Annotated in this window: 23 protein-coding genes and 2 riboswitches; of the genes, 17 read left to right on the plus strand and 6 right to left on the minus strand. The window is 64.2% G+C overall.

What is annotated here, in order from left to right:
- Nucleotides 1–111 precede the first annotated feature (111 nt).
- Nucleotides 112–2,199: a UvrD-helicase domain-containing protein gene (locus tag AB6804_RS27490; RefSeq protein ID WP_370889146.1), complete on the minus strand. Its 2,088-nt coding sequence runs from the start codon at nucleotides 2,197–2,199 to the stop codon at nucleotides 112–114.
- Nucleotides 2,200–2,427: 228 nt separating this feature from the next.
- On the opposite strand from AB6804_RS27490, the gene AB6804_RS27495 reads away from it, so the two are divergent.
- The 8 genes from AB6804_RS27495 (at nucleotide 2,428) to AB6804_RS27530 (ending at nucleotide 12,581) form a co-directional block, all read left to right on the plus strand.
- Complete coding sequence (locus AB6804_RS27495) at nucleotides 2,428–3,471, plus strand: oxidoreductase (protein WP_370889147.1); 1,044 nt, start codon at nucleotides 2,428–2,430, stop codon at nucleotides 3,469–3,471.
- Between the two features lie 129 nt (nucleotides 3,472–3,600).
- Nucleotides 3,601–3,713: riboswitch (glycine riboswitch) on the plus strand.
- A 9-nt stretch (nucleotides 3,714–3,722) separates the two neighbouring features.
- Nucleotides 3,723–3,856: riboswitch (glycine riboswitch) on the plus strand.
- Nucleotides 3,857–3,972: 116 nt separating this feature from the next.
- The gene (gcvT, locus tag AB6804_RS27500; RefSeq protein ID WP_370889148.1) at nucleotides 3,973–5,097 is read left to right on the plus strand and encodes a glycine cleavage system aminomethyltransferase GcvT; all 1,125 of its coding nucleotides are present in this window, start codon (nucleotides 3,973–3,975) and stop codon (nucleotides 5,095–5,097) included.
- A 64-nt stretch (nucleotides 5,098–5,161) separates the two neighbouring features.
- Nucleotides 5,162–5,542: a glycine cleavage system protein GcvH gene (gene gcvH / locus AB6804_RS27505; protein ID WP_370889149.1), complete on the plus strand. Its 381-nt coding sequence runs from the start codon at nucleotides 5,162–5,164 to the stop codon at nucleotides 5,540–5,542.
- A 55-nt stretch (nucleotides 5,543–5,597) separates the two neighbouring features.
- On the plus strand, nucleotides 5,598–8,528 hold the full coding sequence (gene gcvP / locus AB6804_RS27510) for an aminomethyl-transferring glycine dehydrogenase (RefSeq protein ID WP_370889150.1): 2,931 nt from the start codon (nucleotides 5,598–5,600) through the stop codon (nucleotides 8,526–8,528).
- Nucleotides 8,529–8,638: 110 nt separating this feature from the next.
- Entirely contained in the window at nucleotides 8,639–9,757 is a 1,119-nt protein-coding gene (locus AB6804_RS27515) for an alginate lyase family protein (RefSeq protein ID WP_370889151.1), read from the plus strand.
- A gap of 20 nt (nucleotides 9,758–9,777) precedes the next feature.
- The gene (locus AB6804_RS27520) at nucleotides 9,778–11,166 is read left to right on the plus strand and encodes an L-serine ammonia-lyase (protein ID WP_370889152.1); all 1,389 of its coding nucleotides are present in this window, start codon (nucleotides 9,778–9,780) and stop codon (nucleotides 11,164–11,166) included.
- 171 nt (nucleotides 11,167–11,337) lie between these two features.
- Nucleotides 11,338–11,835 (plus strand): hypothetical protein, encoded by a 498-nt coding sequence (locus tag AB6804_RS27525; RefSeq protein ID WP_370889153.1) that lies wholly within the window; start codon nucleotides 11,338–11,340, stop codon nucleotides 11,833–11,835.
- Nucleotides 11,826–12,581, plus strand: a complete 756-nt coding sequence (locus tag AB6804_RS27530) for a hypothetical protein (RefSeq protein WP_370889154.1) — start codon at nucleotides 11,826–11,828, stop codon at nucleotides 12,579–12,581. The genes AB6804_RS27525 and AB6804_RS27530 overlap by 10 nt, the downstream gene beginning before the upstream one ends.
- Nucleotides 12,582–12,591: 10 nt before the next feature.
- On the opposite strand, the gene flhA is transcribed toward AB6804_RS27530, so the two are convergent.
- The 5 genes from flhA to flgA all read right to left on the minus strand — a co-directional run bounded on the left by flhA (nucleotide 12,592) and on the right by flgA (nucleotide 18,449).
- Complete coding sequence (gene flhA / locus AB6804_RS27535; protein ID WP_370889155.1) at nucleotides 12,592–14,697, minus strand: flagellar biosynthesis protein FlhA; 2,106 nt, start codon at nucleotides 14,695–14,697, stop codon at nucleotides 12,592–12,594.
- Nucleotides 14,694–15,902: a flagellar biosynthesis protein FlhB gene (gene flhB, locus AB6804_RS27540; RefSeq protein WP_370889156.1), complete on the minus strand. Its 1,209-nt coding sequence runs from the start codon at nucleotides 15,900–15,902 to the stop codon at nucleotides 14,694–14,696. The genes flhA and flhB overlap by 4 nt, the downstream gene beginning before the upstream one ends.
- A gap of 179 nt (nucleotides 15,903–16,081) precedes the next feature.
- The gene (locus AB6804_RS27545; RefSeq protein WP_370889157.1) at nucleotides 16,082–16,516 is read right to left on the minus strand and encodes a flagella synthesis protein FlgN; all 435 of its coding nucleotides are present in this window, start codon (nucleotides 16,514–16,516) and stop codon (nucleotides 16,082–16,084) included.
- Nucleotides 16,517–16,598: 82 nt separating this feature from the next.
- On the minus strand, nucleotides 16,599–16,925 hold the full coding sequence (gene flgM, locus AB6804_RS27550) for a flagellar biosynthesis anti-sigma factor FlgM (RefSeq protein ID WP_244794730.1): 327 nt from the start codon (nucleotides 16,923–16,925) through the stop codon (nucleotides 16,599–16,601).
- A gap of 210 nt (nucleotides 16,926–17,135) precedes the next feature.
- Nucleotides 17,136–18,449 carry a flagellar basal body P-ring formation chaperone FlgA gene (gene flgA / locus AB6804_RS27555; protein ID WP_370889158.1) on the minus strand — a complete coding sequence of 438 codons (1,314 nt, stop codon included), beginning with the start codon at nucleotides 18,447–18,449 and terminating at the stop codon, nucleotides 17,136–17,138.
- 256 nt (nucleotides 18,450–18,705) lie between these two features.
- Between flgA and flgB the strand changes: the two genes are divergently transcribed.
- From flgB to flgJ, 9 genes are all read left to right on the plus strand, one after another.
- Nucleotides 18,706–19,194, plus strand: a complete 489-nt coding sequence (gene flgB / locus AB6804_RS27560) for a flagellar basal body rod protein FlgB (protein ID WP_035962194.1) — start codon at nucleotides 18,706–18,708, stop codon at nucleotides 19,192–19,194.
- A gap of 26 nt (nucleotides 19,195–19,220) precedes the next feature.
- Nucleotides 19,221–19,646, plus strand: coding sequence for a flagellar basal body rod protein FlgC (gene flgC / locus AB6804_RS27565; protein ID WP_035962196.1), 426 nt, complete (start codon nucleotides 19,221–19,223; stop codon nucleotides 19,644–19,646).
- Between the two features lie 22 nt (nucleotides 19,647–19,668).
- Nucleotides 19,669–20,385 carry a flagellar hook assembly protein FlgD gene (locus AB6804_RS27570; protein WP_370889159.1) on the plus strand — a complete coding sequence of 239 codons (717 nt, stop codon included), beginning with the start codon at nucleotides 19,669–19,671 and terminating at the stop codon, nucleotides 20,383–20,385.
- A 47-nt stretch (nucleotides 20,386–20,432) separates the two neighbouring features.
- Nucleotides 20,433–21,650, plus strand: coding sequence for a flagellar hook protein FlgE (gene flgE / locus AB6804_RS27575; protein ID WP_370889160.1), 1,218 nt, complete (start codon nucleotides 20,433–20,435; stop codon nucleotides 21,648–21,650).
- 38 nt (nucleotides 21,651–21,688) lie between these two features.
- The gene (gene flgF, locus AB6804_RS27580) at nucleotides 21,689–22,441 is read left to right on the plus strand and encodes a flagellar basal-body rod protein FlgF (protein ID WP_035962203.1); all 753 of its coding nucleotides are present in this window, start codon (nucleotides 21,689–21,691) and stop codon (nucleotides 22,439–22,441) included.
- A 27-nt stretch (nucleotides 22,442–22,468) separates the two neighbouring features.
- On the plus strand, nucleotides 22,469–23,257 hold the full coding sequence (flgG, locus tag AB6804_RS27585; protein ID WP_035962205.1) for a flagellar basal-body rod protein FlgG: 789 nt from the start codon (nucleotides 22,469–22,471) through the stop codon (nucleotides 23,255–23,257).
- 75 nt (nucleotides 23,258–23,332) lie between these two features.
- The gene (locus AB6804_RS27590) at nucleotides 23,333–24,016 is read left to right on the plus strand and encodes a flagellar basal body L-ring protein FlgH (protein ID WP_035962209.1); all 684 of its coding nucleotides are present in this window, start codon (nucleotides 23,333–23,335) and stop codon (nucleotides 24,014–24,016) included.
- 2 nt (nucleotides 24,017–24,018) lie between these two features.
- A complete protein-coding gene (locus AB6804_RS27595; protein WP_035962211.1) occupies nucleotides 24,019–25,146 on the plus strand; it encodes a flagellar basal body P-ring protein FlgI in 1,128 nt (375 codons plus the stop codon).
- A gap of 12 nt (nucleotides 25,147–25,158) precedes the next feature.
- Nucleotides 25,159–26,205: a flagellar assembly peptidoglycan hydrolase FlgJ gene (gene flgJ / locus AB6804_RS27600; protein WP_370889161.1), complete on the plus strand. Its 1,047-nt coding sequence runs from the start codon at nucleotides 25,159–25,161 to the stop codon at nucleotides 26,203–26,205.
- Nucleotides 26,206–26,299 lie beyond the last annotated feature (94 nt).

Below are 26,299 nucleotides of genomic sequence, written 5' to 3' on the forward strand. Positions count from 1 at the left end.
GGCTGAGTCCCGTGCAATACAGGACTCAGCCCTTGGCTGCCTAGCCTTTACTGTCCAACTTCAGGGGGTCAGTTCAGCGTCGCAGGGCTTTTTATCGAATGCAGAAGGTCATCAGCTCTTCTGCAACATCGCCTTCAGCATCGCCATCCGGTCCTTCGGCGACAACGGCGCTTCTTCCGCCGTCGGCGGCGGCGCATCGTCGAGCAGCATCTCCGGAATGAAGCGCGACGGCTCGCAGACCACCGTCTCCCGCGCGCGCTTGCGCTTCTTGCACCAGTTCAGATGCAGGCTTCGCTGCGCCCGCGTGATCGCCACGTACATCAGCCGGCGCTCTTCCTCGATGCGCGCATCGTCGACCGGACTGTCGTCGTCCGCGTTTCCGCGATGCGGCATGATGCCTTCCTCGACGCCCACCAGAAACACGTGCGGATACTCCAGCCCCTTCGACGCATGCACCGTCGAAAGCCGCACCGCGTCGGGGTCTTCGTCCTTGCCTTCGAGCATCGACATCAGCGCAACGGTCTGGATCAGCCCGAGCAGATTCTTGCCGTCGTCGGTGAGGCCATCGGCGGTGTCGTAGCCGGTCTGCTCGCTTTCCGGCGATGCCTCCAGCTTCGTGCCCTTGCGCTTCAGCCATTCGCAGAATTCGAGCACGTTCTGCCACTTCGATTGCGCCTGCCGCTCGTCGAAGGCATCGTAGAGATAGGCTTCGTAGTGGATGGCTTCCATCATGTCGTCGAGCACTTCGGTCGCCGGATCACGCGCGGCGCGGTCTGAAAGCCGGCGTATCCATTCGCAAAAGGTGCGCAGCGGTTCGACTTGCCGCGCCGACAGCCGCGCCTCGATGCCGCCCATGAACACCGCCTCGAACAGCGACACCTTCGCTGCGCCCGCGAACGCACCGAGCGCTTCGAGCGTCGTGTTGCCGACGCCGCGCCGGGGTGTCGTGATGGCGCGGATGAAGGCGGGATCGTCGTCCGGATTCGCGATCAGCCGCAAATACGCGATGATGTCCTTGATCTCCGCGCGATCGAAAAACGACTGCCCGCCCGACAGCACATACGGGATGCGCTCGCGCCGGAGCACCTGCTCGAAGATGCGCGCCTGAAAATTTCCGCGATACAGAATGGCGTAGTCGCGGAACGCCGCGCGCCGCTCGAACTTGTGCGCCGAGAGCCGGAACACGACGGATTCGGCCTCGTGCTCTTCGTCGTTGCAGCCGGTGACGGTGATCGTGTCGCCCATGCCGTGCTCGGACCACAGCTTCTTCTCGAAGAGCTTCGGATTGTTGGCGATGACGTTGTTCGCCGCCGTCAGGATGCGCACCGTCGAGCGATAGTTCTGCTCCAGCTTGACGATATGCAGCTTCGGAAAGTCCTTGCTCAACTGCGCGAGATTCTCGAGCGTGGCGCCGCGCCAGCCGTAGATAGCCTGATCGTCGTCGCCGACGGCGGTGAACGCCGCGCGCGGCCCGGCGAGCTGTTTCAGCAATTCGTACTGGCAGGCGTTGGTGTCCTGATACTCGTCGATCAGCAGATAGCGCAAGCGGTTCTGCCACTTGTCGCGCACCTGCTCGTTCTCCGCGAAAAGTTGCGCGGGGCGCAGGATCAGATCGTCGAAATCGAGCGCCTGATACGCGTGCAGCGTCGCGGCATAGCTGCGATACACGATCGCCGCCTGATGCTCGTCTTCGTTGTTCGCGAGCACGGCTGCCTGATCGGGGGAGACCATCGCGTTCTTCCAGAGCGAGATGATCGACTGCACCTTGCGGATGAGCCCTTTGTCCGTGGTGCCGAGCTGTTCCTGAACCATGCCGAAGCAGTCGTCGGAATCCATGATCGAAAACTGCGGCTTCAGCCCGACGTGCTCCGCTTCCTGCCGCATGATCTGCACGCCGAGCGAGTGGAACGTGCAGATGGTCAACTGATTGACCGGCACCTTGCGGCCTTCCTTACCGGGCGTCGTCAGCGTCTTGCCTTCGAGAAGCTTGGCGGTCCGCTCGCGCATTTCGAGCGCGGCCTTGTTCGTGAAGGTCAGCGCGGCAATGTGCTTCGGCTCGAAGCCGCGGCCTTCGATCAGATGCGCGATCTTCTGCGTGATCACGCGCGTCTTGCCGCTGCCTGCGCCGGCGAGCACGAGACAGGGACCATCGAGATAGCGCACCGCTTCGCTTTGTGCGGCGTTGAGACCTGCGGACATCGTTCTGGACTTTGGAGAGTGAGGCGAGCGGCAACCGGTAAAAAACACCGCCGCTGAGGGACTGCGAGCATTCGCCTGGCGGCACACTGTTCGTGCGCGCGGCAAATTCGAGAGCGCGATGTTAACACGATAAAACGCGGCGGGTTTTGGCCCTCGTTCGCTTTCGGGTTGCCGCCGTTTGGCCGCGTGCCACAATATCTGTTCGATACGAACAGGATGATGCCCACAATGAGTTCAGCACTGAAAGTCGGCCTGATGGGCTATGGCCTCGCCGGCGCGACGTTCCACGCGCCCGTGATCGAGCATTGCGGCCGCGCGAGCGTGACGGCCATCGCGACGAGCCAGGCCGAGCGCGCGCAGGCCGATTATCCCGACGCGCGGATCGTCGCCGACTTCGATGCGCTCGTCGCTATCGACGACATCGCGTGCATCGTCATCGCCACACCCAACGATACGCACTTCGACCTCGCGCGCCGCGCGTTGTCGGCGGGCAAGCACGTGGTCGTCGACAAGCCGGTGACGCTCAGCGCAGCGGATGCCCGCGCGCTCGCCGATCTTGCCGCCGAGCGCGGGTTGCTGTTCGCGCCATTTCACAACCGTCGTTGGGACGGCGACTTCATGACGGCGCGCGCGCTCATCGAGAGCGGGCGGCTCGGGCGCATCACGCATTACGAATCCCATTTCGATCGATTCCGTCCCAAAGTGCCGCAACGCTGGCGCGAGGAAGCGGCGCGCGGCGGCGGATTGCTGTTCGATCTGGGGCCGCATCTGATCGATCAGGCGCTCGCGCTTTTCGGCGTTCCGCAGACGGTGACGGCTTTCGTGAAGGCGCATCGCGATCACGCGCACGCGCCGGATTACGTGCACCTCGTGCTCGGCTATGCGGACAAGGAAGTGGTGTTGCATGCGAGCGCGCTCGCTGCGCTGGAGCCGCCGCGTTTCGCGATTCACGGCACGCGCGGCAGCTATGTGAAGACCGGCCTCGACGTGCAGGAAGATCAGTTGCGCTCCGGACTGCGCCCCGGCGATGCGGGCTTCGGCAAGAATCCGCCGGGTTTGCTGCGCGAAGTGGATGGCGACCACGATCTGCGCCACGAATTCGCCACGCGCGATGGCGCTTATGTGGAGTTCTATCGTGCGCTGGCGGCGTCGGTGCTGGATGGCAAGCCGTTCCCGGTGACGCCGCAGGATGCGGTGGACACGATGACGGTCATCGAGCTGGCGTTGCAGAGCGAGCGGGAAGGGAGAAGGGTGGCGTTTGCGCGGGGGTGAAGCGGGCGCGAATCCTGAGACGGCATCGCCCCGAACGTAAAGAATCGCGCGAAATCACACCGCCCGATCACACACAATCGCCCGTCTCCGAATCCGTTTGACAACCCCATTTCCATCGCGTAAATTCTGCCGCACGCGTCGGGAGAGCGCGTGGCCGTCGTCGTGCAAAACGCACAGCGAGCGCCGCGCCGCCGAAGGGGCACACCCGCAAACTCTCAGGCAAAAGGACCGGCCGCGTCGGAGGATCGAATCCTCCGTACTCTGGAGAGCGGCAACGGCTTCGTCGAACGAAAAGCCAGTTGCCCACCGAAGGGGCGCGCGAGGGACCATCGGCACACGCCGAAGTCCGCGCAATCTCTCAGGTACCGAGGACAGAGGGGTCACGCATCGCAACTGCATCGTGGGTTGCGCTTCGTATGCCGCATCGGGCGGCGAGCGAAGCGGCATTCCACAGGCAAACCGCGCTGCGTGGCCTTTCTTGTTTCGCGAACCGAGGCCCCGATGACTGCACTCCAACACACGCCCCTGCATGCCGCTCACCTCGCGCTCAACCCGCGCATGGTCGATTTCGGCGGCTGGGACATGCCCGTCAACTACGGTTCGCAGATCGACGAACACCGCGCCGTGCGCACCGACGCCGGCATGTTCGACGTCTCTCACATGCGCGTCGTCGATTTCCAGGGCGACGCCGTCCGCGATTTCTTCCGCTACGCGATCGCCAATAACGTCGACAAGCTGACGACGCCGGGCCGTGCGCTCTACTCGTGTCTGCTCAAGAGCGACGGCGGCGTGATCGACGATCTCATCGTCTACTACTTCTCCGAAACGAGTTTCCGCGTGGTCGTCAACGCGAGCACGGCGGACAAGGACATCGCGTGGTTCGGTCAGTTGAACGCCGAAGGCGGCTTCAACCTGTCGATCACGCCGCGCGGCGATCTCGGCATCATCGCCGTGCAAGGGCCGAACGCGCGCGAGAAAGTCTGGCAAGTGCTGCCGGACACGCGCGCCGCGACCCAGGACATCAAGCCGTTCAACGCGGTCACGTTTCCCTCCACCGAATACGGCGAACTGATGCTCGCGCGCACCGGCTATACCGGTGAGGACGGCTTCGAAATCGTCGTTCCCGCGACGCACGTCGAAGCGCTCTGGAACGCGCTGGTCGCAGCGGGCGTGAAGCCGGCCGGCCTTGGCGCGCGCGACACGCTGCGGCTGGAAGCCGGCATGAACCTTTACGGCCAGGACATGGACGAAACCGTGTCGCCGCTCGACGCGGGCCTCGCCTGGACCGTCGATCTAAAAACGCCGCGTGACTTCGTCGGCCGCGCGGCGCTCGAGGCGAACGGCGCGAAGGCGAGTTTCGTCGGGCTCGTGCTCATCAAGGAAAACGGCCGTGCGGGCGGCGTGCTGCGCGCGCATCAAAAAATCGTGACGCCGCACGGCGACGGCGAAATCACGAGCGGCACGTTCTCGCCGTCGATGCAGGAGTCGATTGCGTTCGCTCGCGTGCCGACGGCCGTCGCGCCCGGCGATACGGTGCAGGTTGTCATCCGCGACAAGCAAGTCCCCGCGCGCGTGGTAAAACTTCCGTTCGTGCGCAGCGGCAAGGTTCTCGTCGAACCCCAGTGAGCCGGACGCGCGCGTTTCTCCAGTCAAAACTTCACGAACGAACGAACCACGCAAGGAGCATTCAATGAGCATCCCGGCCGATCTGAAATACACCGAATCGCACGAATGGGTCCGCACTGAATCTGACGGCACGCTGACCGTCGGCATTACCGATCACGCGCAGGAAGCGCTCGGCGACATCGTGTTCGTCGAACTGCCGGCGGCGGGCAAGTCGGTGGCGGCGGGCGACGCCATCGCGGTCATCGAATCGGTGAAAGCGGCCTCCGATATCTATGCGCCGGTCTCGGGCGAAGTGGTCGCGGCCAACGACGCGCTGACGGGATCGCCCGATCAGGTGAACGGCGCGCCGTACGAAAGCTGGCTGTTCAAGATCAAGCCCGCGAGCGACGCGGGTCTCGAGAAGCTGCTCGACGCCGAAGGCTACGGCAAGTCGATCGGCGAATAACCCTCTATCAGACGAAAGCGGTTTCACGAAAGAGGCCGCTTTCGCAGGAATTCACATGAAGCTCGAACACCCGGATCGCCTGATGAACCGCACCTCTTTGTCACTCGCCGCGCTCGAATGCCACGATGCATTCGCTAGCCGGCACATCGGCCCCGACGACGCCGACCAGCGCGCGATGCTCGACGCGCTCGGCTTCGCGTCGCGCGCAGCCTTCATCGACGCGGTGATTCCCGAAACGATCCGCCGCAAGGAGACGTTGCCGCTCGGCGCGTTCACGCAGCCGAAGAGCGAAGCTGAAGCGCTCGCGTCGCTGCGCAAGCTCGCGGACGAGAATCTGGTGTTTCGAACCTTCATCGGCCAGGGTTACTACGGCACGCACACGCCGGCCGTGATCCTGCGCAACGTCCTCGAAAATCCGGCGTGGTACACCGCGTACACGCCGTATCAGCCCGAGATTTCGCAAGGCCGTCTCGAGGCGCTGCTCAATTTCCAGCAGATGGTGATGGACCTGACGGGCCTCGCGATGGCGAACGCATCGCTGCTGGATGAAGCCACCGCCGCCGCCGAAGCGATGACGCTGCTGCAACGCATCGGCAAGCCGAAGTCGAACGTGTTCTATGTCGCCGACGACGTGCTGCCGCAGACCATCGAAGTGGTGAAGACGCGCGCAAAGCCGGCGGGCATCGACGTTCGGGTCGGCCCTGCGGCCGACGCCGCGAGCGCCAGCGCATTCGGCGTGCTGCTGCAATATCCCGGCTCGAACGGCGACGTGCGCGACTACCGCGCGCTGGCCGAAGCGATTCACGCGGCGGGCGGGCATGTCGTCGCGTCCGCGGATCTGCTTGCGCTGACGCTCATCACGCCGCCGGGCGAGTGGGGCGCGGATGTGGCGATCGGCAACACGCAGCGTTTCGGCGTGCCGGTCGGCTTCGGCGGTCCGCACGCGGCGTACATGGCCGTGCGCGACGAGTTCAAGCGCCAGATGCCGGGGCGTCTCGTCGGCGTGACCGTCGACGCGCAGGGCAATTCCGCGCTGCGTCTCGCGCTGCAAACGCGCGAACAGCACATTCGCCGCGAGAAGGCGACATCGAACGTCTGCACGGCGCAGGCGCTGCTCGCGATCATGGCGAGCATGTACGCGGTCTATCATGGCCCGCAAGGACTCAAGGCGATTGCGCTGCGCGTGAACCGCGTCGCGTCGATATTCGCGGCGGGCGTCGCGAAGCTCGGCTATGCGATCGCCAACGAGACGTTCTTCGATACGGTCACCATCGACAGCGGCGCGAACACCATCGCGCTGCATCAGGCCGCGCACGCCGCGCATATCAACCTGCGCCAAGTGAGCGCCACGCAAGTAGGCGTATCGCTCGATGAAACCACCACGCGCGACGACCTGCTGAAGCTCTTCGCCTTGTTCGCGGAAGTCGCGGGCAAGACTGAAACGTTCGACATCGACGCGCTCGACGCGGCGTTGAAGGACTCGCTTCCCGCTGAACTGAAGCGCACGAGCGATTACCTCACGCATCCGGTCTTCAACCGCCATCACTCCGAACACGAAATGCTGCGCTATTTGCGCAGCCTCGCCGACAAGGACCTCGCGCTCGACCGCACGATGATTCCGCTCGGCTCCTGCACGATGAAGCTCAACGCCACGTCCGAGATGCTCCCGGTGACGTGGCCCGAGTTCGCGCAGATTCATCCGTTTGCGCCCGCCGAACAGACGCTCGGTTATCGCACGATGATCGATCAACTCGAACAGATGCTCGTCGCGTGCACGGGTTACGCGGCGGTGTCGTTGCAACCGAACGCGGGATCGCAGGGCGAGTACGCGGGCCTGCTCATCATTCACGCGTATCACGAGTCGCGCGGCGAAGGGCATCGCAATGTTTGCCTGATTCCGGCTTCCGCGCACGGGACGAATCCGGCATCGGCGCAGATGGCGGGCATGCAGGTCGTCGTCGTTGCGTGCGATGCGAACGGCAACGTCGATATCGAAGACCTCAAGGCGAAGGCCGAGAAGCATTCGGCGAATCTCGCGGCGATCATGATCACGTATCCGTCGACGCACGGCGTGTTCGAGCGCAACGTGCGCGAAATCTGCGACATCGTGCATCAACACGGCGGTCAGGTGTATGTCGACGGCGCGAACATGAACGCGATGGTCGGCCTCTGCGCGCCGGGCCAGTTCGGCGGCGATGTCTCGCACCTGAACTTGCACAAGACGTTCTGCATTCCGCACGGCGGCGGCGGACCGGGGGTCGGTCCGGTCGCGGTCGGCGCGCATCTCGCGAAGTTCCTGCCGAATCAGACCTCCACGGGTTACAAGCGCGACGAAGCGGGCATCGGCGCGGTATCGTCGGCGCCGTATGGCTCTGCGGCCATTCTGCCGATCTCGTGGATGTACATCGCGATGATGGGCGCAACCGGCCTCACCGCCGCCACCGAAAGCGCGATCCTCGCGGCGAACTATGTCGCGAAACGCCTCGCGCCGCATTATCCGGTGCTGTATAGCGGCCCCGGCGGGCTGGTCGCGCACGAGTGCATTCTCGATGTGCGGCCGATCAAGGAAGTGAGCGGCATCTCCGTGGAAGACGTGGCGAAGCGCCTGATCGACTATGGCTTCCATGCGCCGACGATGAGCTTCCCTGTCCCCGGCACGCTGATGGTCGAGCCGACGGAATCGGAGTCGAAGGAAGAGCTGGACCGTTTCATCGACGCGATGATCGCCATTCGCGAAGAGATTCGCGCGGTCGAGGAAGGCCGCGCCGATCGCGAAGACAACGTGCTGAAGAACGCGCCGCACACGGCCGCGGTCGTCACCGCCGACGAGTGGAATCATGCGTACACGCGTGAAAAGGCTGCGTATCCGGTGAAGTCGCTCGTGACGCGCAAGTACTGGTCGCCGGTCGGCCGCGCGGACAACGCGTATGGCGATCGCAACCTCATGTGCTCGTGCGTGCCGATTTCGGAGTACGCGGACGCGTGAGCGTGAAAGCCGCGAGTCGCCCGCAAGCGTAAAGCATTGTCGGGTGAACTTGCGGCGCGTTCGGGAACGGCTAACATCTCACCCCTGACCAAAGCAATCAGGGAGTGCATATGGCGCTGAAGCTGCAAAGGGTGAACGAGGCAAGCCGTTTCCGGACGACGCACGCAACGCTGGCGACGCTGGGCGTGCTGTCTGCGCTGCTGATCGCGCCACGCGCACACGCGGCGATGAACTTCTGCGCCGCGCCCGCCATGCAGACGAGCGAGCGCACGCACGCCGATCCGGGCGTGAAGGCGCTCGTGAAAGCGGTGCAATCTCACGTCGACGATCAGCCGAAGCCGCGCGCCACCCTGCACACCGAAGGCACGCTGCCGCACGAAGGCATTCACGATGAAAGCGTCGAGGCTGCCGGCGATCTCGGCCTCATGCGCGATGCGGCGCTTGCGTGGCGCGCCACGGGCAACGAACGGTATCTGCGTCTGGTCGATCGCTTCCTCCTCGCGTGGACGACGACTTACCAGCCGAGCTTCAATCCGATCGACGAGACCAACTTCGAATCGCTGATTCTCGCGTACGACCTGACGGCGAGCGCGCTGCCGGTCAAGACGCGCAACGCGGCGAACGCGTTCATTGCGAAGATGGTGACGGGCTATATCACCGACATCGACAAGCAGCCGCGTCCGCTCACCGGCACGTATCGGAACAACTGGCAGAGTCATCGCGTGAAGCTGGTGGCGATGGGCGCGTTCACCATCGACGATCGCAAGATGATCAACGCGGCGCAGCAGCTTTTTGTCGAGCATATCGGCGACAACATCGCGCCGGATGGATCGACGGTCGATTTCTCCGAACGCGATGCGCTGCACTACGTCACCTACGATCTACAGCCGCTCGTGACGGCGGCGCTTGCGGCGCGGCGTCACAACCGCAACTGGCTGCCGGAACGCGCGGCGACCGGCGCGACGCTCGCCGATGCGCTCAACTGGCTCACGCCGTATGCAATCGGCACCCGAACGCACGAGGAATTCGTGCGCTCCACCGTACCTTTCGATGCGAAGCGTCGCGAGGCCGGCCTGCCGGGTTCATCAGGACAGTGGGATCCGAAAAACGCGTCGGAACTCTTTCATCTGGCGGCGCGTCTCGACGGCCGCTATGCGCCGGTGGCATTGCGGCTCGCGCCCACGCCTCCCGCGTGGCTCGCGGTCTGTCTGCCGCTGCCGGCGCGCTAACTTCTTTCGCAGGGGCAGTCATGGCAGTCAGCGTTTTCGATCTCTTCAAAATCGGCATCGGACCTTCCAGCTCACACACCGTCGGACCGATGCGCGCCGCGCTGATGTTCGCGCAAGGGCTGGAACGCGACGGGCTTCTCGGCGCGGTGGCATCGGTGAAGTGCGAGTTGTACGGATCGCTCGGCGCGACGGGTAAGGGCCACGGCACGGATCGCGGCGTGATGCTCGGCCTGATGGGCGACGCCCCGGATACCGTCGATGCCAGCACCATCGTGCCGCGTCTCGAAGCGGTCCGCGCGTCGAAGACGCTTGCCTTGCTCGGCACGCGCGACATTCCGTTCTCGTTGAAGGAGAACATCGCGTTCTATCGGCAGGCGTTGCCCGAGCATCCGAACGGCATGAAGCTGCATGCATTCGATGCGAACGGCCAGCCCTTGCGCGATGCGACGTATCTGTCGGTGGGCGGCGGCTTCGTGGTGACGGCGGGCGCGGCGAACACGGCGGTGCTGACGGCGCACGAGCAGTTGCCGTATCCGTTTCATACCGGCGACGAGCTGATGAAGATGTGCGCGGAATCCGGCAAGTCGATTGCGCAGCTGATGTGGGAGAACGAGCGCATCTGGCGCAGCGAGGACGAGATTCGCGCGGGCCTGCTGCGCATCTGGGACGTGATGCAGGATTGCGTTGCGCGTGGGTGCGGTATTGGCAATCCGGAAGCGGATGGCAATTTGCCGGGACCGTTTCAGGTGAAGCGCCGCGCGCCGCAGTTGTATCGCGCGCTGGCGGGCAAGCCGGAGCGGGCGTTGCGCGATCCGTTATCGATGATCGACTGGATCAACCTCTACGCGATCGCCGTGAACGAGGAGAACGCGGTGGGCGGACGTGTCGTCACCGCGCCGACGAACGGTGCGGCGGGGATCATTCCGGCGGTGCTGCATTACTACGATCGCTTCGTTCCGGGCTCGAACGAGCAGGGCGTGATCGACTTCTTGCTGACGGCGGCGGCTATCGGCATTTTGTACAAGATGAACGCGTCGATCTCCGGCGCGGAAGTGGGATGCCAGGGCGAAGTGGGCGTCGCATGCTCGATGGCGGCGGGCGCGCTCGCGGCGGTGCTCGGCGGCACCCCGGCGCAAGTGGAGAACGCGGCGGAAATCGGCATGGAGCACAACCTCGGGCTGACCTGCGATCCGGTCGGCGGCATGGTGCAGATTCCGTGCATCGAGCGCAACGCGATGGGATCGGTGAAGGCCGTGAACGCGGCGCGCATGGCGATGCGCGGAGATGGGTCCCACTATGTTTCGCTGGATTCGGTCATCAAGACGATGCGTGAAACCGGCGCGGACATGAAGACGAAGTATAAGGAGACGTCGCGGGGCGGGTTGGCGGTGAATATCGTGGAGTGTTGAGAGAGGCGGCTGCTTCGAGGAAGCGGCTTCGGGGACGAAGTGGAACATTCGGTCAACGAAGTGTTGTCTGGCGAAGGATGCATATAGCATCGATCTCGAAATCGTATCCGCCGACCGCACTGCCTGCTCACATCGCTGCGGTTGCCCTAAGCCGAATCGAGAGAACCGCAATTGCATCCGAAGGATCTCGCCGCTCACAAATGCTCGCGCAAGCTGTTGGCTAACGCGCCTCGCTTCAGAAAGCTGGTACGGAATTCGCTGCCCAAGCCGTTCAACAGACTCGGCAGGCAGGGAAGCCAGACCACCGACTTGCTGGCGGTGTCGGATGACCACCGGGTTCTCTTCATGTGGCACGATGGCCCGGAGCGCACGGATCGCTCGTTCTATGGGTACCTGTTAAGCGTCGCTTCAAACGGCGACATGTTCCCGCTCTTCGAGTTTCACTATCATCCGACCCACAAAGGCTTGCACTGCAAGCTGCCGTGCGGGACGAGCGCGAACTACCGGAACCGCTTGCTGCCGGGCGCGCCCGAGCTTAACCTGAAGCCTGCTCGCGATTTCGATCCAGCGTCCGAGCAGGACCGCGTGACCTTGATCAAGGTCTTCTGCAAAGCAGTCGGTATCGAGACGATGTTCGAAGACGATCGCCAGGCTAAGCTATGGAATTGACTCAAACCCTCAAGCGTTGCATTTGCTCCCTCTTTGAAGTCCACGCCGATACCAACGGCGTGCAACGGATCGTTACGCCGCTCGAATACCCCGGAACGGGCGACCGTGTGGTGGTGCGCGTTCGTCCAGCAGACGACGGTTATCTGATCGATGAGAACGGAGAAGCTTGCCTGAATGCAAGCATGGCGGGCGGCGATGTCGAATCGGCGGCGGTTGGACGATGGTCTCATGAACTCGCGGAGCTGAGTCCTGCGAGGCTTGGCGCTGACGAGGTGATTCGGGCATCGACCAACGATGAGCGGTCGATCGCGCCCTATGTCTTTCGCGTCGCCGAAGCTGCACAGCAGTTGTACGCTGTCGCGACTTCACAAGCCGACCGCCAGTCCAGCAGCGATTTCAAAGAGCAGTTGACGAGCGTGCTCGTCAACATCGCACGCGAGCTCCAGGTTCCGCTTCGCTCGGATGTCGAGCTTCCCATCGCGGGGGGCTGGGTTGCGGATTACGTCATCGACATAGGAAAGCCGATGATCATCATCGGTGCGTCAAACCCGGCGCGCCTGCTCGAAGCTGAGATGATCTTCATGCAGTACAAGGTGCAGAACATGATGGGCTACGTGCTCGCCATCGCGGAGAGCCAGAAGGCTGTCACCAAGAAGCAGTTCGAACGCGCCAGCTATTACACGGACAAGACAGTCGCGTTCGACGCCGCCAACCTCAAAGACATGATCGGCTCGTCGCTGCACTAGGGCGTGGTCGTCACCCCCCAATCAAATTAACCACCTTCACATTCCGCGTATCCGGCACTTCCGCATAAGAAATCACTTTCAACTGCGGCAGACTCCGGCGCAGGAAGCGCGCAAGCATCGCTCGCAACGAATGCTGCACCAGCAGCACCGGCGGCAGTCCCAGATTCTGCTGGCGCATCATCGCGTTCTGCGTCGATGTCATCAGGGTTTGCGCAAGCCCCGGCTCCAGGCCCGGATTCGGCCCCGTCGATAGCGCCTGCGACAACACCCGCTCCAGCGTCGGATCGAGGCCCATCACCTGCAAATCGTTGCTGCCTGGATACCACTGCTGCGTGATCGCACGGCCTAGCGCGAGACGCACCGCCGCCGTCAGTTCGTACGGATCCGAAATGCGCGGCGCATGCTCCTGCAACGCATCCAGAATCGTGCGCATGTCGCGAATCGGCACGCTCTCGTCGAGCAGGTTCTGCAACACCTTCTGCAGCGTCGTGAGCGACAGCGTCTTCGGCACGAGATCGTCGGTGAGTGAAGGCGTGTCCTTGCCGATGCGCTCCAGCAGCGCCTGCACTTCCTGTCGCCCGAGCAGTTCCGCCGAGTGCGTTACGACCAGGTGATTCAGATGCGTCGCGACCACCGTGCTCGCATCGACGACCGTATAGCCGAACACCTGCGCCTGCTCGCGCATCGCCGTGTCGATCCATACCGCCGGCAGGCCGAACGCCGGATCGGTAGTCTGCGTGCCCGGCAGCGTCGCCGATACCTGGCCCGGGTTGATCGCGAGCCATTGACCCGGAAACGCTTCGCCGACGCCCACTTCCACGCCCTTCAGCGCAATGCGATACCCATTCGGACGCAGCTCCAGATTGTCGCGGATATGAATGACCGGCGGCAAGAAGCCGATTTCCTGCGCAAACTTCTTGCGGATGCCCTTGATGCGCTTGAGCAGTTCGCCATCCGCGTTGCGATCGACGAGCGGAATCAGCCGATAGCCCACTTCCAGCCCCAGCGGATCGATGAGCGCGACATCCTCCCAGCTCGCCTCCGCGCCTTCGGCGGACGCGGCTGCGGCGGCGGCGATCGGCGTGACATCGGTGACAATGCCGGATTTTTTCTTCGCTTCCGCGCGCTTGTTCATCGAACGGGCGGCATAGACGAGGCCGCCGCCGAGCAGCAGAAACGCGAAGTGCGGCATGCCCGGAATCAGGCCCATGATGCCGATGATCACGCCGGTGATCATCAGCACGCGCGGGTTCTGGAACAACTGTCCGGTCAGCTGCGTGCCGATGTCCTCGTCCGTCGCGACGCGCGACACGATCACGCCCGCCGCAGTCGAGATGATGAGCGACGGAATCTGCGCAACGAGGCCGTCGCCGATGGTCAGCAGCGTGTAGTTCGTGGCCGCGTGCGCGAAGTCCATGTCGTGCTGAAGCATGCCGACGATCAGCCCGCCGACGATGTTGATCACCATGATCAGCAAGCCCGCGATCGCGTCGCCGCGCACGAACTTCGACGCACCGTCCATCGAACCGTAGAACTCGGACTCCTGCGCCACGGCCGTGCGGCGCTTTTTCGCGACTTCCTCGTTGATGAGGCCGGCGTTCAGGTCGGCGTCGATGGCCATCTGCTTGCCGGGCATCGCGTCCAGCGCGAAGCGCGCGCCGACTTCCGCGATACGCCCGGCGCCCTTCGTGATGACCATGAAGTTGATGATCATCAGGATCACGAACACGACGATACCGACCGCGAAGTTCCCGCCGACGAGGAAGTGCCCGAACGATTCGATCACCTGGCCCGCCGCGTCCGGGCCGGTGTGACCCTCCAGCAGCACGATACGCGTCGACGCGACGTTGAGCGACAGGCGCAGCAGCGTCGAGAACAGCAGCACGCTCGGGAACGCGGCGAAGTCGAGCGGCTTCTGCGTGTACATGCTGACGAGCAGCACCATCACCGACAGCGCGATGTTGAAGGTGAACAGCAGATCCAGCAGAAACGCCGGCAACGGCAGAATCATCATGCCGAGGATCATGCAGATCAGGATCGGGCCGGCCAGCGCCCGAAGGTTCTGCGTGCCGAGCGCGTCGGGGCGTTTCGCGAAAAATCCAGCGCGCGCGTTCATGCTGCGGCTCCTTGTGATGAGTTGTCGCCGGAAAGCGCTTCAGCGGCTTCCTGATCGGCGTCGGCGTCGGATACGCCGCCTTTGTCCAGTTCCTTCGGCACGTCGAGATCGGTGGGACGGTCCGGCTTCGTGCCGCCGTCTTCCTTGTAACGCTTGAGCTGATACACCCACGCCAGCACTTGCGCGACCGCGCCGTACAGCGCGCCCGGAATCTCACGGTTGATCTCGACGTTGTGATACAGCGCCCGCGCAAGCGGCGGCGCTTCGAGCAGCGGCACGTTATGCTCGCGGCCCAGTTCGCGGATGCGCGCCGCGACGAGATTCACGCCCTTCGCGACCACCTTCGGCGCGCGCATCTCGCCGTCGGCATACTTGAGCGCGACCGCGAAGTGCGTCGGGTTCGTGACGATGACATCGGCGGTCGGGATCGCCTGCATCATCCGGCGACGCGCAGCCGCACGCTGCTGCTGGCGAATCTTGCCCTTGATGTGCGGATCGCCTTCGTTTTCCTTGTGCTCGCGCTTCACTTCTTCCTTGCTCATGCGCAGCTTCTTCGCATGCGACCACATCTGATACGGCACGTCGACGACCGCGACGAGAAACAGCCCGCCGATCGCCATGCCGCAGCACACGAGGATCAGATGCATCACATCGGCGAGCGCGAGGCCGAGCGGCTTCGTGAGGAGGCCCAGCACTTCGGCCTTGCGGCTCCACATCGCCGAACCCGCCATGCCGCCGACGACGAGCGTCTTCAGAATCGACATGCCGAGCTGAATCGGACCCTGCGACGAGAACATCTTGCCGAGCCCGCTGATCGGGTTGAGGCGTCCGAAGTTCGGCGCGAGCGGCTTCGTCGTGATGAGCCAGCCGCCGAGGGCCATCGGCGCGGCGAGCGCGGCGACCGCCGTCAACGCGAGCACCGGCAGCACGGCGAGCATGCCTTCCTTGCTGGCGTTGGCCGCGCCGATCATCATCTGGCGCGTGTCGAGCACGGTCTCGTGATTGAACGTGAACGCGCCGCGCAGAATCGACTGCAAGTGTCCGCTGATCGGGCCCGACAGGCCCCATACGCCGAAAAAACCCGCCGCGAGCAACGCAAACGATGCGAGTTCCCGCGAGCGCGCAACCTGGCCTTCCTCCCGCGCCTTTTCCAGGCGCTTGGGAGTGGCTGATTCGGTTTTTTCGAGATCGCTTTCTTCCGCCACCGCTTGCTCCGCTTCGTGCTCGCTTTCTGTGATGGAAGCGATTATTGCGGAAGGCGTCGAGCGGCCATCGGCGGATTAGGCCGCGGAAAACCGGGTTAATCGATGGATAAGAGGCGGGGCAAGAGAAACGGCGCATGACCGTGAAGTCATGCGCCGTGAAGAAAAGACAGAACGGCGGATTACGCGCCGGGCATGCGCCCGTCCGGACCGTAAAACCCGCTTCTCGACGGCGCGACCTGCAACGCCGCGAGCGCCTTGCGGTTGTATTCCATGCGGGTGCGGATCAGCACGCCGTTGTTGTTGTTGCCCTGCTTCGCGCGGCGCGCGGCCGCGCACAGCAGCGCCCATTGTTCGGCGAGTGGCGCATCGCCCTCGGCGGCGGCTTCCATGCCGATGAATCCGCCGGGCAGGCCGAGCGCGCCGAGCTGCGTGTCCCGCTGCTTCTCGAGTACGCCGATGCGCTCGGTTAGCGCGGTCTTTTGCTCGATGATCTCCGGCAGCGCGCCGAGCGGCTGCGCGGCGATCAGCGCTTTTTCCTCGTGGGCGAGGAGGGATTCGAACGCCTGAACGGCGGCGACTTCTTCGATGACAGTGGCAAGCAGGGCGTCTCTCATTGCAGCTCGCTAAAACGCGGGTTCGTCAAAGCCGCCCGGCGCCGTCCACGTCGTGCTCCGGGCGAGCCCGGGCCGTTGCGCTTCAGCCGCCAGTCGGCGGGGTTCTCGTTTGCAGCAGGTCGCGGGCGGTGCTCAAAATGCCGTCGGCGATCTTGCTGGTGTCGATTTTCAGGCTGCCGTCGCGGATCGCGGCCTTGATCGATTCGACTTTCGCCGTATCGATGTCCGAGCCGTTCGACGCGCGCAAGTCCGACGACAACGTCGACAGACTCACCGGCGATGCCGTGTCCGCTTTCACGCCGTTCGCCGGCGCGGTGACTGCGGCAGTTTTCGCATCGCTCTGCGATGCGCGTTGTGAGCCTTCTTGCAGGCTCGCCAGAGTGGTGTTGCTTTTCGATTCGATTTTCACGATGTCCATTCCCGAACGTGTTGAGTCCTTTATCGGCGGTGGGTCTCGGAAACTTTACCCTGCCTCTGTGGCGCAGCACACGTTCGGCGGCATCATCGCCCGGAAAGCCTTATGGGACGGGGGCTCTGCCTAAATGCAACAAAATGAAACATTCGGTAATCAATTCTTCGGGCGGTGATGGCCGGGCCGGGAATGGTCGGCCGCCGCCTGTCACATGCGGATCTCCACCGTCTGGGCATCCTTGACGACGCCGGTCACGATCTGGCCGCCGGCGGTTTTCACGCGAACCTGCTGGCCGGGGGCGGCGTTGCTCATGGCGCTGCCTTCGGCGGAAATCGAGAAGCCGGAGCCGGCGGTGACGACGCGAACCGTCTGCCCGATCGCCACCGCGCTTGCGGCGCGCAGCATATCGGTGCGCAGCGGCAGGCCCACCGGCACGCGCGACAGCGTCACCGCGCCGACCGCCTGCGAGGGATCGGTGACGACGGCTTGCGGCATCGCGGTCAGATCGCCGTCGCGGGCGACGAGGTCGGCGTTGCCGAGCACTTCTCCCGGCGCAACGGCGCGGGCGGCGACGTAGTACGTCGCATTGATCGACACCCGCGCCTGGACATACAGCGTCCACGGCCGCTCGCCGACGCAGCGCACGCCGACCGTCACGCGGCCCCAGAGGCGTGCGCCCGTCGGCATGAACGGATCGAGCGCGGTGCAGGCGGCGAGGCCGCGCGGAAAGACGGGCGTCACCGTGATCTCGACCTTGCCGGGCAAGCCAGCGGCTTGCTGCTGAAGAAAGGCGAGCGCCGCGGCGCGGATGGTTTCGCCGTCCTGCATCGTCGCGGGGGCGGCGGAGGCGGCGGGCGACGGCGTGAAGCTCGCCCGCTTCAGGGCAGGAGCATCGGTGACGGACGGCGTGTAGTTCGCGCGCCTGACCGGCGATGCCACGCCCGCCGCGATCGGCCGTGCGCTGGCCGCGGGCGACGCGGCGGCGTCATCGCGCGTGACGACGACCGGAACGACATCGCGCGGTGCCGATGCAGACGCGGCAGCCGGCTTGACCGAAGCGGCAGCAGGCGCCGGCTTCGCAACGCCCGCCCCGGGAATGACGATCAGTCCGCTGGCATCGTCCATTGCGTCGTCGGCAGCGTCGGCGCGGGCTTCGAGCGCGAGCGCGGCGTGACGCATGGCGGCATCGGCGGCTTTGGTCGCGGCGCGGTAGCCGGGCGCAGGCGCGAGATAAGGCGCGGGCGCAACCGTGGAAACATTCGAAACGGTGGGAACGCTGGAGACAGTGGAGACAGCGGCAGGTTTCGCGGCAGGAAGGCTCTTCGCCATCTCCGCGACCGCCGACGGATTCGTCTCCGCGTTGCCGGGAATCGCAATGAAGCCGTCGCTCTGCTGCGCAACCGCGCCCGCCATGACGCCCACGAGCAGCGACGCGCCGGTCACGCATCGCAACGCGCGGCGCGCAAAAGACGCTGCGCGCGGCGCGGCTGCTTTCGACGGATGCCCGGCGGACCTGCTCATCACTCTCTCCCTTGCTCGCCGCGCCAGGCGCAGACACGTTGTTCGGCTTGATTCGTGAGCGCGAAATTCATCCGCCTCTCACCACGACCCAGATTCTAGATAGCCCGCGTCACGCCCAAGCCTCGAATAGAGGCCGCGTTTCCCGGTTATTCATCGGATCAGTCATTGCGCGCCGCTCCTAAGATGCGTGTCATGCAAAAAGGCCCGCGCGGTGCGGCGGGCGTGTGCGACACCACGAACTTGGGGAACCCGGGGAATGCTAGACAAGCTCGATAAGGAATTCGCGTTCGGCCGCGAAGCGCTCGATGTGCGCGCGTACCGGCAGGAACTGCTGTCGTCGAATATCGCGAACGCCGACACGCCCGGCTACAAGTCGCGCGACGTGGACTTCTCGACCGCGCTCGCCGGCGCGCTCAAGCAGGGCCGCGGCGCAGCGGGAGCGTCGAACGCATCGACGCTGAAGATGGCGCAGCCGGTATCCGTCAGCAGCGGCGCGTCGATGGCCGTGACCGCGAAGGGACACCTGTCCGGCACATCGACGCTCACCGCATCGGGCGGTCCGAGCGACGACTATGGCCGCCTCGCGTATCGCGTGCCGAGCCAGCCGTCGCTCGACGGCAATACCGTCGATCTCGACGCCGAGCGCGTGCAGTTCGCGGACAACGCGCTGCACTTCGAAGCCGGCATGACGGTGCTCAGCTCGCAGATCAAGTCGATGCTGTCCGCGATCACGTCCAACAGTTAAGCGCAGTTAAGAAAGGTCAAGGAATCATGCCTTCATTGATGAACATATTCAGCGTCGCCGGTTCGGCGATGTCGGCTCAGGCGCAGCGCCTGAACGTCACCGCGTCGAATCTTGCGAACGCGGACAGCACGACCGGACCGGACGGCCAGCCGTACAAGGCGAAGCAGGTCGTGTTCGCCGTCGATCCGCTCGGCGGCGCGAAGAGCGGCTCCGGCCAGCAGGTCGGCGGCGTCCAGGTGACGGGCGTCATCGACGATCCGAGCCCCATGAAAACCAGCTACGACCCGAGCAATCCGGCGGCGAACGCGGACGGCTATGTGACGCTGCCGAACGTCGATCCCGTGCAGGAGATGGTCAACATGATTTCCGCGTCGCGTTCCTATCAGGCGAACGTCGAAACGCTGAACACCGCCAAGCAATTGATGCTCAAGACACTGACCATCGGAACCTGAACCGGAACCTGAGGAATAACCCGTGACGACCAACACCACGATCGGCAGCAACGGCACCCCCGTGTCGCAGACGCTGCTCGACACCATGAACGGCGCATCGAGCGCGTCCAGCTCGACGGCCAGCACGAGCGGCACGTCCGCCTCCGACCTGCAGAACACGTTTCTCACGCTGCTCGTGACGCAGTTGAAGAACCAGGACCCGACCAATCCCGCCGACAGCTCGCAGATGACTTCGCAGCTCGCGCAGATCAACACGGTGTCCGGCATCGGCCAGTTGAATACGTCGTTGAGTTCCCTCGCGACGCAACTCTCCGCCGGCCAGTCGACGCAGGCGGCGTTGCTGATCGGCTCGAACGTGCTCGCGCCGGGCAATGCGCTGACGGTATCAAGCGGGGCGTCGTCGAGCTTCGGCGTGCAACTCGCGAAAGATGTCAGCGACCTGCAGATCGTCGTGAAGGACAAGTCGGGGAACATCGTCAACACGCTGGATCTCGGTGCGCAAGGCGCGGGTGTGGTTCCGGTGTCGGGCTGGACGCCGGTCGATTCGAAGGGCGCGAAGCTCGCCGACGGCAGCTACACGATCACCGCGCAAGGCACGATCAACGGCCAGCAGGCTACCGCGACGACGCTCTCCGCTTCGCAAGTGCAGAGCGTCGTGCAGATGTCGGGCGGCGCGCCTGGCCTCAAGCTCGCGAACGGCTCGACGGTTGCGCTGACCAGCGTCGCTTCGATTCTTTGATTCCAACTTCCTTTGCTGCCGGGATGCGCCCGGCTGAGAGATAAAACATGAGCTACCAACAAGCACTGAGCGGTCTGGGCGCCGCCTCGAGCGATCTCGATGTGATCGGCAACAACATCGCGAACGCGAATACCGTCGGCTTCAAGCAGGGCGCCGCGCAGTTCGCCGACATGTACGCCAGTTCGATGGCCACGGCCGTGTCGAACCAGATCGGCATCGGCACGCGCCTCTCGGAAGTGCAGCAGCAGTTCTCGCAAGGCACGATCACGACGACCAACCAGGCGCTCGACGTCGCGATCAACGGCAACGGCTTCTATCAGCTGTCGAACAACGGCTCGGTCGTCTACTCGCGCAACGGCGTGTTCCATCTGGACAACAGCGGCAACATCGTCAATTCGGCGGGCCTGCAACTGATGGGCTACGCGGCCGATTCGGGCGGCGTCGTCAACAGCGCGAGCACGGTGCCGCTGACCGTGCCGACCGCGAACATCGCGCCGACCGCGACCAAGACCATCACCGCCGCGTTCAACCTCAACTCGCAGGACGCCGTGAAGGCCGTCGCCGACTTCGATCCGGCCAACGGCAACACGTACAACGCATCGACTTCGGTGGATGCGTACGACTCGCTCGGCGGCACGCAGAAGGTCTCCGTCTACTTCACGAAGACCGGCACGAACACGTGGGAAGCGTTCGCGGGCTATGGCGATCCGGTGTCGCAGAAAACCGATCTCGGCGCGGTGAGCTTCGATGCGTCGGGCAACATGACCAGCGGCAAGAGCTTCACCTTCACGATTCCGAACGGCGCGGATCCGACGCCCGGCGCGACGCAATCGTTGACGCTCAGCCTCGCCGGCACGACGCAATACGGCGCGAAGAGCGGCCTCACGAATCTGCATCAGGACGGCAACAGCACCGGCGAACTGACGGGCTTCACGGTCGGCACCGACGGCATGCTGACGGGTAACTACTCGAACGGCGAAACGAAGGCGCTCGGCCAGATCGCGATTGCGAACTTCAACAACCAGAACGGCCTGCAGAACATGGGCGGCAACGTGTACGCGCAGACGGCGGCTTCGGGCGCAGCGCAAGTCTCGGTGCCGGGCTCGACGAACCACGGCACGCTGCAAGGCGGCGCGGTGGAAAACTCGAACGTCGATCTGACGAGCGAACTGGTGAATCTGATCACCGCGCAGCGCAACTATCAGGCGAACGCGCAGACGATCAAGACGCAGCAGACCGTCGATCAGACGCTGATCAATCTGTAAGCACCGTCCGCACGCACAGGAAGAGAAGGAAGCGATTCATGGACCGTCTGATCTATACCGCGATGACCGGCGCAAGCCAGTCGCTCGAGCAGCAAGCCGTCGTGGCGAACAACCTCGCGAACGCATCGACCACGGGTTTCAAGGCGCAGCTTGCGGCCTTCCGCCAGGTGCCGATGTCGTTCGAGAACCAGTCCGCCGATGGCACGACGCGCACCTTCGTGCTGTCGTCGACGCCGACCGCGGATTACTCCGCCGGCCCGATCCAGCAGACCGGCAATCCGCTCGACGTCGCCGTGCAGGGGCCGGGCTGGCTGTCCGTGCAAACGGCGGACGGCGGCGAGGCGTACACGCGCGCCGGCAATCTGCACGTGGACCAGAACGGCCAGCTCGTGACGGCGAACAACCTGCCGGTGCTCGGCAACGGCGGTCCGCTGTCGGTGCCGCCGGGCGCTGAAGTCACCATCGGCAAGGACGGCACGATTTCCGCGCTGATTCCAGGCGATCCGCCGACCGCGATCGCGACCGTCGATCAGCTGAAGCTCGTCAATCCCGATGCGGCGACGCTGACACGCGGCGACGACGGCCTCTATCGCACGGCAAGCGGCGACCCCGCCGAGGCGGACCCGAACGTCGTCGTGGTCGGCGGCGCGCTGGAAGGCAGCAACGTGAACCCGGTTTCCGCGATGGTCTCGATGATCACCAACGCGCGCCAGTTCCAGATGCAAACGAAGCTGATGGAATCGGCGGACCAGAACGAACAGTCGGCTAACAAGCTGCTCAACTTCTCCTAAGCGGCAAAGCAAATCCAGGAATCGAACATGAATCGCTCTCTCTATATCGCCGCGACCGGCATGAATGCGCAGCAAGCGCAAATGGATGTGATCTCGAACAACCTCGCGAACGTGGCCACCAACGGCTTCAAGGGTTCGCGCGCCGTGTTCGAGGACCTGCTGTATCAGACGACCCGCCAGCCGGGCGCGAATTCAACGCAGCAAACCGAACTCGCATCGGGCATTCAGCTCGGCACCGGCGTGCAGCAAGTCGCAACCGAGCGTCTCTATACGCAGGGCAATCTGCAGCAGACGGGCAACTCGAAGGACGTCGCCATCAACGGCCAGGGCTTCTTTCAGGTGACGATGCCCGACGGCACCACGTCCTACACGCGCGACGGCTCGTTCCAGACGAACGCGCAAGGCCAGCTCGTGACGTCGAGCGGCTATCAGCTGAACCCGGCGATCACGATTCCGCAGAACGCGACGTCGATCACCATCGGCTCGGACGGCACGGTGTCGATCACCCAGCCGGGCACGACCGCCGCGACGAACGTCGGCGCAATCCAGCTCGCCACGTTCATCAACCCGGCCGGTCTCGAAGCGCGCGGCGAAAACCTGTTCTCGGAAACGGGCAGCTCGGGCGCGCCGAACGTGTCGCAGCCGGGTTTGAACGGCGCGGGCTCGCTGCAACAAGGCTATGTGGAAGCGTCGAACGTGAACGTCGTGCAGGAACTGGTCAACATGATCCAGACGCAACGCGCGTACGAAATCAACAGCAAGGCCGTGACGACGTCCGACCAAATGCTGCAGACGCTCTCGCAAATGCAGGTTTAACCCTCTATTCGACGGATGGGATTTACGAAGATGGCGTCACACTGACACATCTTTCGCTTCAACCGAGTTATCAAGATGTCGCCTACTCCAATCCTCGCGCGTGCTTCGATCGCGGTGCTCATTGCGGCGCTTGCGTCGTGCGGCCTCGTGCCGAAAGAGCCGATCATCCAGCAACCGATGACCGCTCGTCCGCCGCAGCCTCCGGGCGGCACCCGCTCGCCCGGCGCGATCTACAACGCGGGCTACGCGGGCCGGCCGCTTTTCGAAGACCAGCGGCCGCGCAATGTCGGCGACATCCTGACGATCGTGATCTCGGAGAACGTGAACGCGACGAAGTCGTCGGCGGCGAACACCAACCGTGGCGGCTCCGGCTCCTTCGCGCTGCCGACGACGCCCGGCATCTTCGGCGGTCTCTTCAACAATACGACCTTGTCTGCCACCGGCGCGAACAAGTTCACCGCAGCGGGCGGCGCGAGCGCGGCCAACACGTTCAACGGCACGCTGACCGTCACCGTGACCGAAGTCCTGCCGAACGGCAACCTGATGGTGAGCGGCGAAAAGCAGATGCTCATCAATCAGGGCAACGAATTCGTGCGCTTCTCGGGCGTCGTCAATCCGACGACGATCTCGGGCAGCAACACCGTCTACTCCACGCAAATCGCCGACGCCAAGATCGAATACTCGGCGAAGGGCTATATCGACGAAGCGCAGAACATGAGCTGGCTGCAGCGCTTCTTCCTCAACGTCGCGCCGTTCTGATCATGACTCCGCTTCTTCGTTTTCTTTCGTTCTCGCTCGCGGCCGCGCTGGTCGCCATCGGCTCGGCGCAGCACGCGCACGCCGAGCGCCTCAAGGATCTCGTCTCGTTCCAGGGCGTGCGTGATAACCCGCTGATCGGCTACGGCCTCGTCGTCGGTCTCGACGGCACCGGCGACCAGACCATGCAGACGCCGTTCACGACGCAGAGTTTGACCAACATGCTCGGCAATCTCGGCATCACCGTGAATCCGGCGACGACGCAGAACATGCAGTTGAAGAACGTCGCCGCCGTGATGGTGACGGCGACGCTGCCGCCGTTCTCGCGTCCCGGCGAAGCGATCGACGTGACGGTGTCATCGCTCGGCAATGCGAAGAGCCTGCGCGGCGGCACGCTGCTGATGGCGCCGCTGAAGGGCGCGGACGGCCAGGTCTATGCGATGGCGCAGGGCAATCTCGTCGTCGGCGGCGCGGGCGCTAGCGCGAACGGCAGCAAGGTGCAGGTCAACCAGCTTGCGGTGGGCCGCATTTCGGGCGGCGCGATCGTCGAGCGCGCGGTACCGACCGCGCTTCAGCAGCAGGGCGGCGTGATGCAGATGGAATTGCGCGAGATGGACTTCGACACGACGCAGCGCGTCGTCGCGGCGGTCAACAACCAGTTCGGCACGGGCACGGCGCTCGCGCTCGATGGCCGCACGATCCAGCTTCGCGCGCCGGCGGACGCCGCCGAACAGGTGTCGTTCATGGCGCAACTGCAGAATATCGACGTGCGTCCGGCGCAGGCCGCCGCCAAGGTGATTCTCAACGCGCGCACCGGCTCCATCGTGATGAATCAGATGGTGACGCTGCAGAACTGCGCCGTCGCGCACGGCAACCTGTCGGTGGTCATCAATACGCAGACGGCGGTGAGTCAGCCGAACGCGCTGTCGAATGGGCAGACGGTGGCGGCGAAGCAATCACAGATTCAGCTCAAGCAGGATAGCGGCGCGCTCAAGGTGCTGGCGGCGGGCGCCAATCTCGCGGATGTCGTGAAGGGGCTGAACGCACTCGGCGCGACGCCCGCAGACCTGATCTCGATCCTTCAGTCGATGAAGGCGGCGGGCGCGTTGCGCGCCGACCTCGAGATCATCTAAGGAGGACGGCACATGAACCCGAATACGAGCGGTATCGCCAGCACGGCGCTGGCATCGACCGATACGAGCGGATTGTCGAACCTGTCGAACCGTTTCGCGCTCGACACGCAGGGCTTCGACGCGCTGCGGGCGCAGGCAAATGCGGATCCGCAGAAAGGACTGAAGGCGGCCGCGCAGCAATTCGACGCCGTCTTCACGCAGATGATGCTGAAGAGCATGCGCGACGCGACGCCATCGGACAGCCCGTTCGAATCGAACGATTCGAAGTCGTTCACCGCGATGCTGGATCAGCAGTTGTCGCAGCAGATGTCGTCGAAGGGCATCGGCGTGGCGGACATGATGCTCAAGCAGCTCATGCGCAATGCCGGCGGCAAGGCGGATGCGGGCGGCATGGGCAGCGCCGGCGCGATGAATGCGATGAACGCGTTATCGGGGGGCGGCAGCGGCGGCGATATCGAAGCGAACGCGGGCAACATCGCCGCGATGAACGCGATGGCGAAGGCTTATGCGGCGGCGCAAGCGAACAAGAACGGCGCATCGCTCGGCGATGGACGCGGCTACACGGCGGCGAGTGCGCTGGAGCCGCCGGTGCGCGGCAACGGTTCGGACAAGGTGAACGCGTTCGTCGAGCGGCTGGCTGCACCGGCGCAGGCGGCGAGCGCGGCGACGGGCATTCCGGCGCGGTTCATCATCGGGCAGGCGGCGCTGGAGTCCGGCTGGGGCAAGCGCGAGATCAGGCAGGCGAATGGCGCGACGAGCCACAATATCTTCGGCATCAAGGCGACGAGCAGCTGGACGGGCAAGACCGTCAACGCGGTGACGACGGAATACGTCAACGGCCAGCCGAAGAAGGTGGTGGAGCGGTTCCGCGCTTATGACTCGTATGAAGAAGCGCTGACCGATTACGCGAGCTTCATCAAGAACAATCCGCGTTATGCGCCGGTCGTGGAGGCGTCGCGCGACGTGGCGGGCTTTGCGCATGGCATGCAGAAGGCGGGCTATGCGACGGATCCGCAGTACGCGAAGAAGCTGATTTCGATCATGAAGCAGATCGTTTGACGGCGCCCTGAATGGTGCAAACGTTTTACGTCTGAACGCACGCCTCCCCACACAAGATTTACGTGACGGCCCCTAAACTTTTCGTGAGGCATGC

The sequence above is a fragment of the Caballeronia sp. RCC_10 genome (assembly GCF_041360715.1).
GTDB classification, from domain to species: Bacteria; Pseudomonadota; Gammaproteobacteria; order Burkholderiales; family Burkholderiaceae; genus Caballeronia; species Caballeronia grimmiae.

What these genes read in the sequence shown, in the direction of transcription:
- flgF (WP_035962203.1), top strand. Translation starts at nt 21,689, where the DNA reads ATGGACCGTCTGATCTATACCGCGATGACCGGCGCAAGCCAGTCGCTC.
- flgB (WP_035962194.1), top strand. Translation starts at nt 18,706, where the DNA reads ATGCTAGACAAGCTCGATAAGGAATTCGCGTTCGGCCGCGAAGCGCTC.
- flgA (WP_370889158.1), bottom strand. Translation starts at nt 18,449, where the DNA reads ATGAGCAGGTCCGCCGGGCATCCGTCGAAAGCAGCCGCGCCGCGCGCA.
- flgJ (WP_370889161.1), top strand. Translation starts at nt 25,159, where the DNA reads ATGAACCCGAATACGAGCGGTATCGCCAGCACGGCGCTGGCATCGACC.
- flgE (WP_370889160.1), top strand. Translation starts at nt 20,433, where the DNA reads ATGAGCTACCAACAAGCACTGAGCGGTCTGGGCGCCGCCTCGAGCGAT.
- gcvH (WP_370889149.1), top strand. Translation starts at nt 5,162, where the DNA reads ATGAGCATCCCGGCCGATCTGAAATACACCGAATCGCACGAATGGGTC.
- flgC (WP_035962196.1), top strand. Translation starts at nt 19,221, where the DNA reads ATGCCTTCATTGATGAACATATTCAGCGTCGCCGGTTCGGCGATGTCG.
- gcvT (WP_370889148.1), top strand. Translation starts at nt 3,973, where the DNA reads ATGACTGCACTCCAACACACGCCCCTGCATGCCGCTCACCTCGCGCTC.
- gcvP (WP_370889150.1), top strand. Translation starts at nt 5,598, where the DNA reads ATGAAGCTCGAACACCCGGATCGCCTGATGAACCGCACCTCTTTGTCA.
- flhA (WP_370889155.1), bottom strand. Translation starts at nt 14,697, where the DNA reads ATGAACGCGCGCGCTGGATTTTTCGCGAAACGCCCCGACGCGCTCGGC.
- flgG (WP_035962205.1), top strand. Translation starts at nt 22,469, where the DNA reads ATGAATCGCTCTCTCTATATCGCCGCGACCGGCATGAATGCGCAGCAA.
- AB6804_RS27590 (WP_035962209.1), top strand. Translation starts at nt 23,333, where the DNA reads ATGTCGCCTACTCCAATCCTCGCGCGTGCTTCGATCGCGGTGCTCATT.
- AB6804_RS27495 (WP_370889147.1), top strand. Translation starts at nt 2,428, where the DNA reads ATGAGTTCAGCACTGAAAGTCGGCCTGATGGGCTATGGCCTCGCCGGC.
- AB6804_RS27490 (WP_370889146.1), bottom strand. Translation starts at nt 2,199, where the DNA reads ATGTCCGCAGGTCTCAACGCCGCACAAAGCGAAGCGGTGCGCTATCTC.
- AB6804_RS27515 (WP_370889151.1), top strand. Translation starts at nt 8,639, where the DNA reads ATGGCGCTGAAGCTGCAAAGGGTGAACGAGGCAAGCCGTTTCCGGACG.
- AB6804_RS27595 (WP_035962211.1), top strand. Translation starts at nt 24,019, where the DNA reads ATGACTCCGCTTCTTCGTTTTCTTTCGTTCTCGCTCGCGGCCGCGCTG.
- AB6804_RS27545 (WP_370889157.1), bottom strand. Translation starts at nt 16,516, where the DNA reads ATGAGAGACGCCCTGCTTGCCACTGTCATCGAAGAAGTCGCCGCCGTT.
- AB6804_RS27520 (WP_370889152.1), top strand. Translation starts at nt 9,778, where the DNA reads ATGGCAGTCAGCGTTTTCGATCTCTTCAAAATCGGCATCGGACCTTCC.
- AB6804_RS27530 (WP_370889154.1), top strand. Translation starts at nt 11,826, where the DNA reads ATGGAATTGACTCAAACCCTCAAGCGTTGCATTTGCTCCCTCTTTGAA.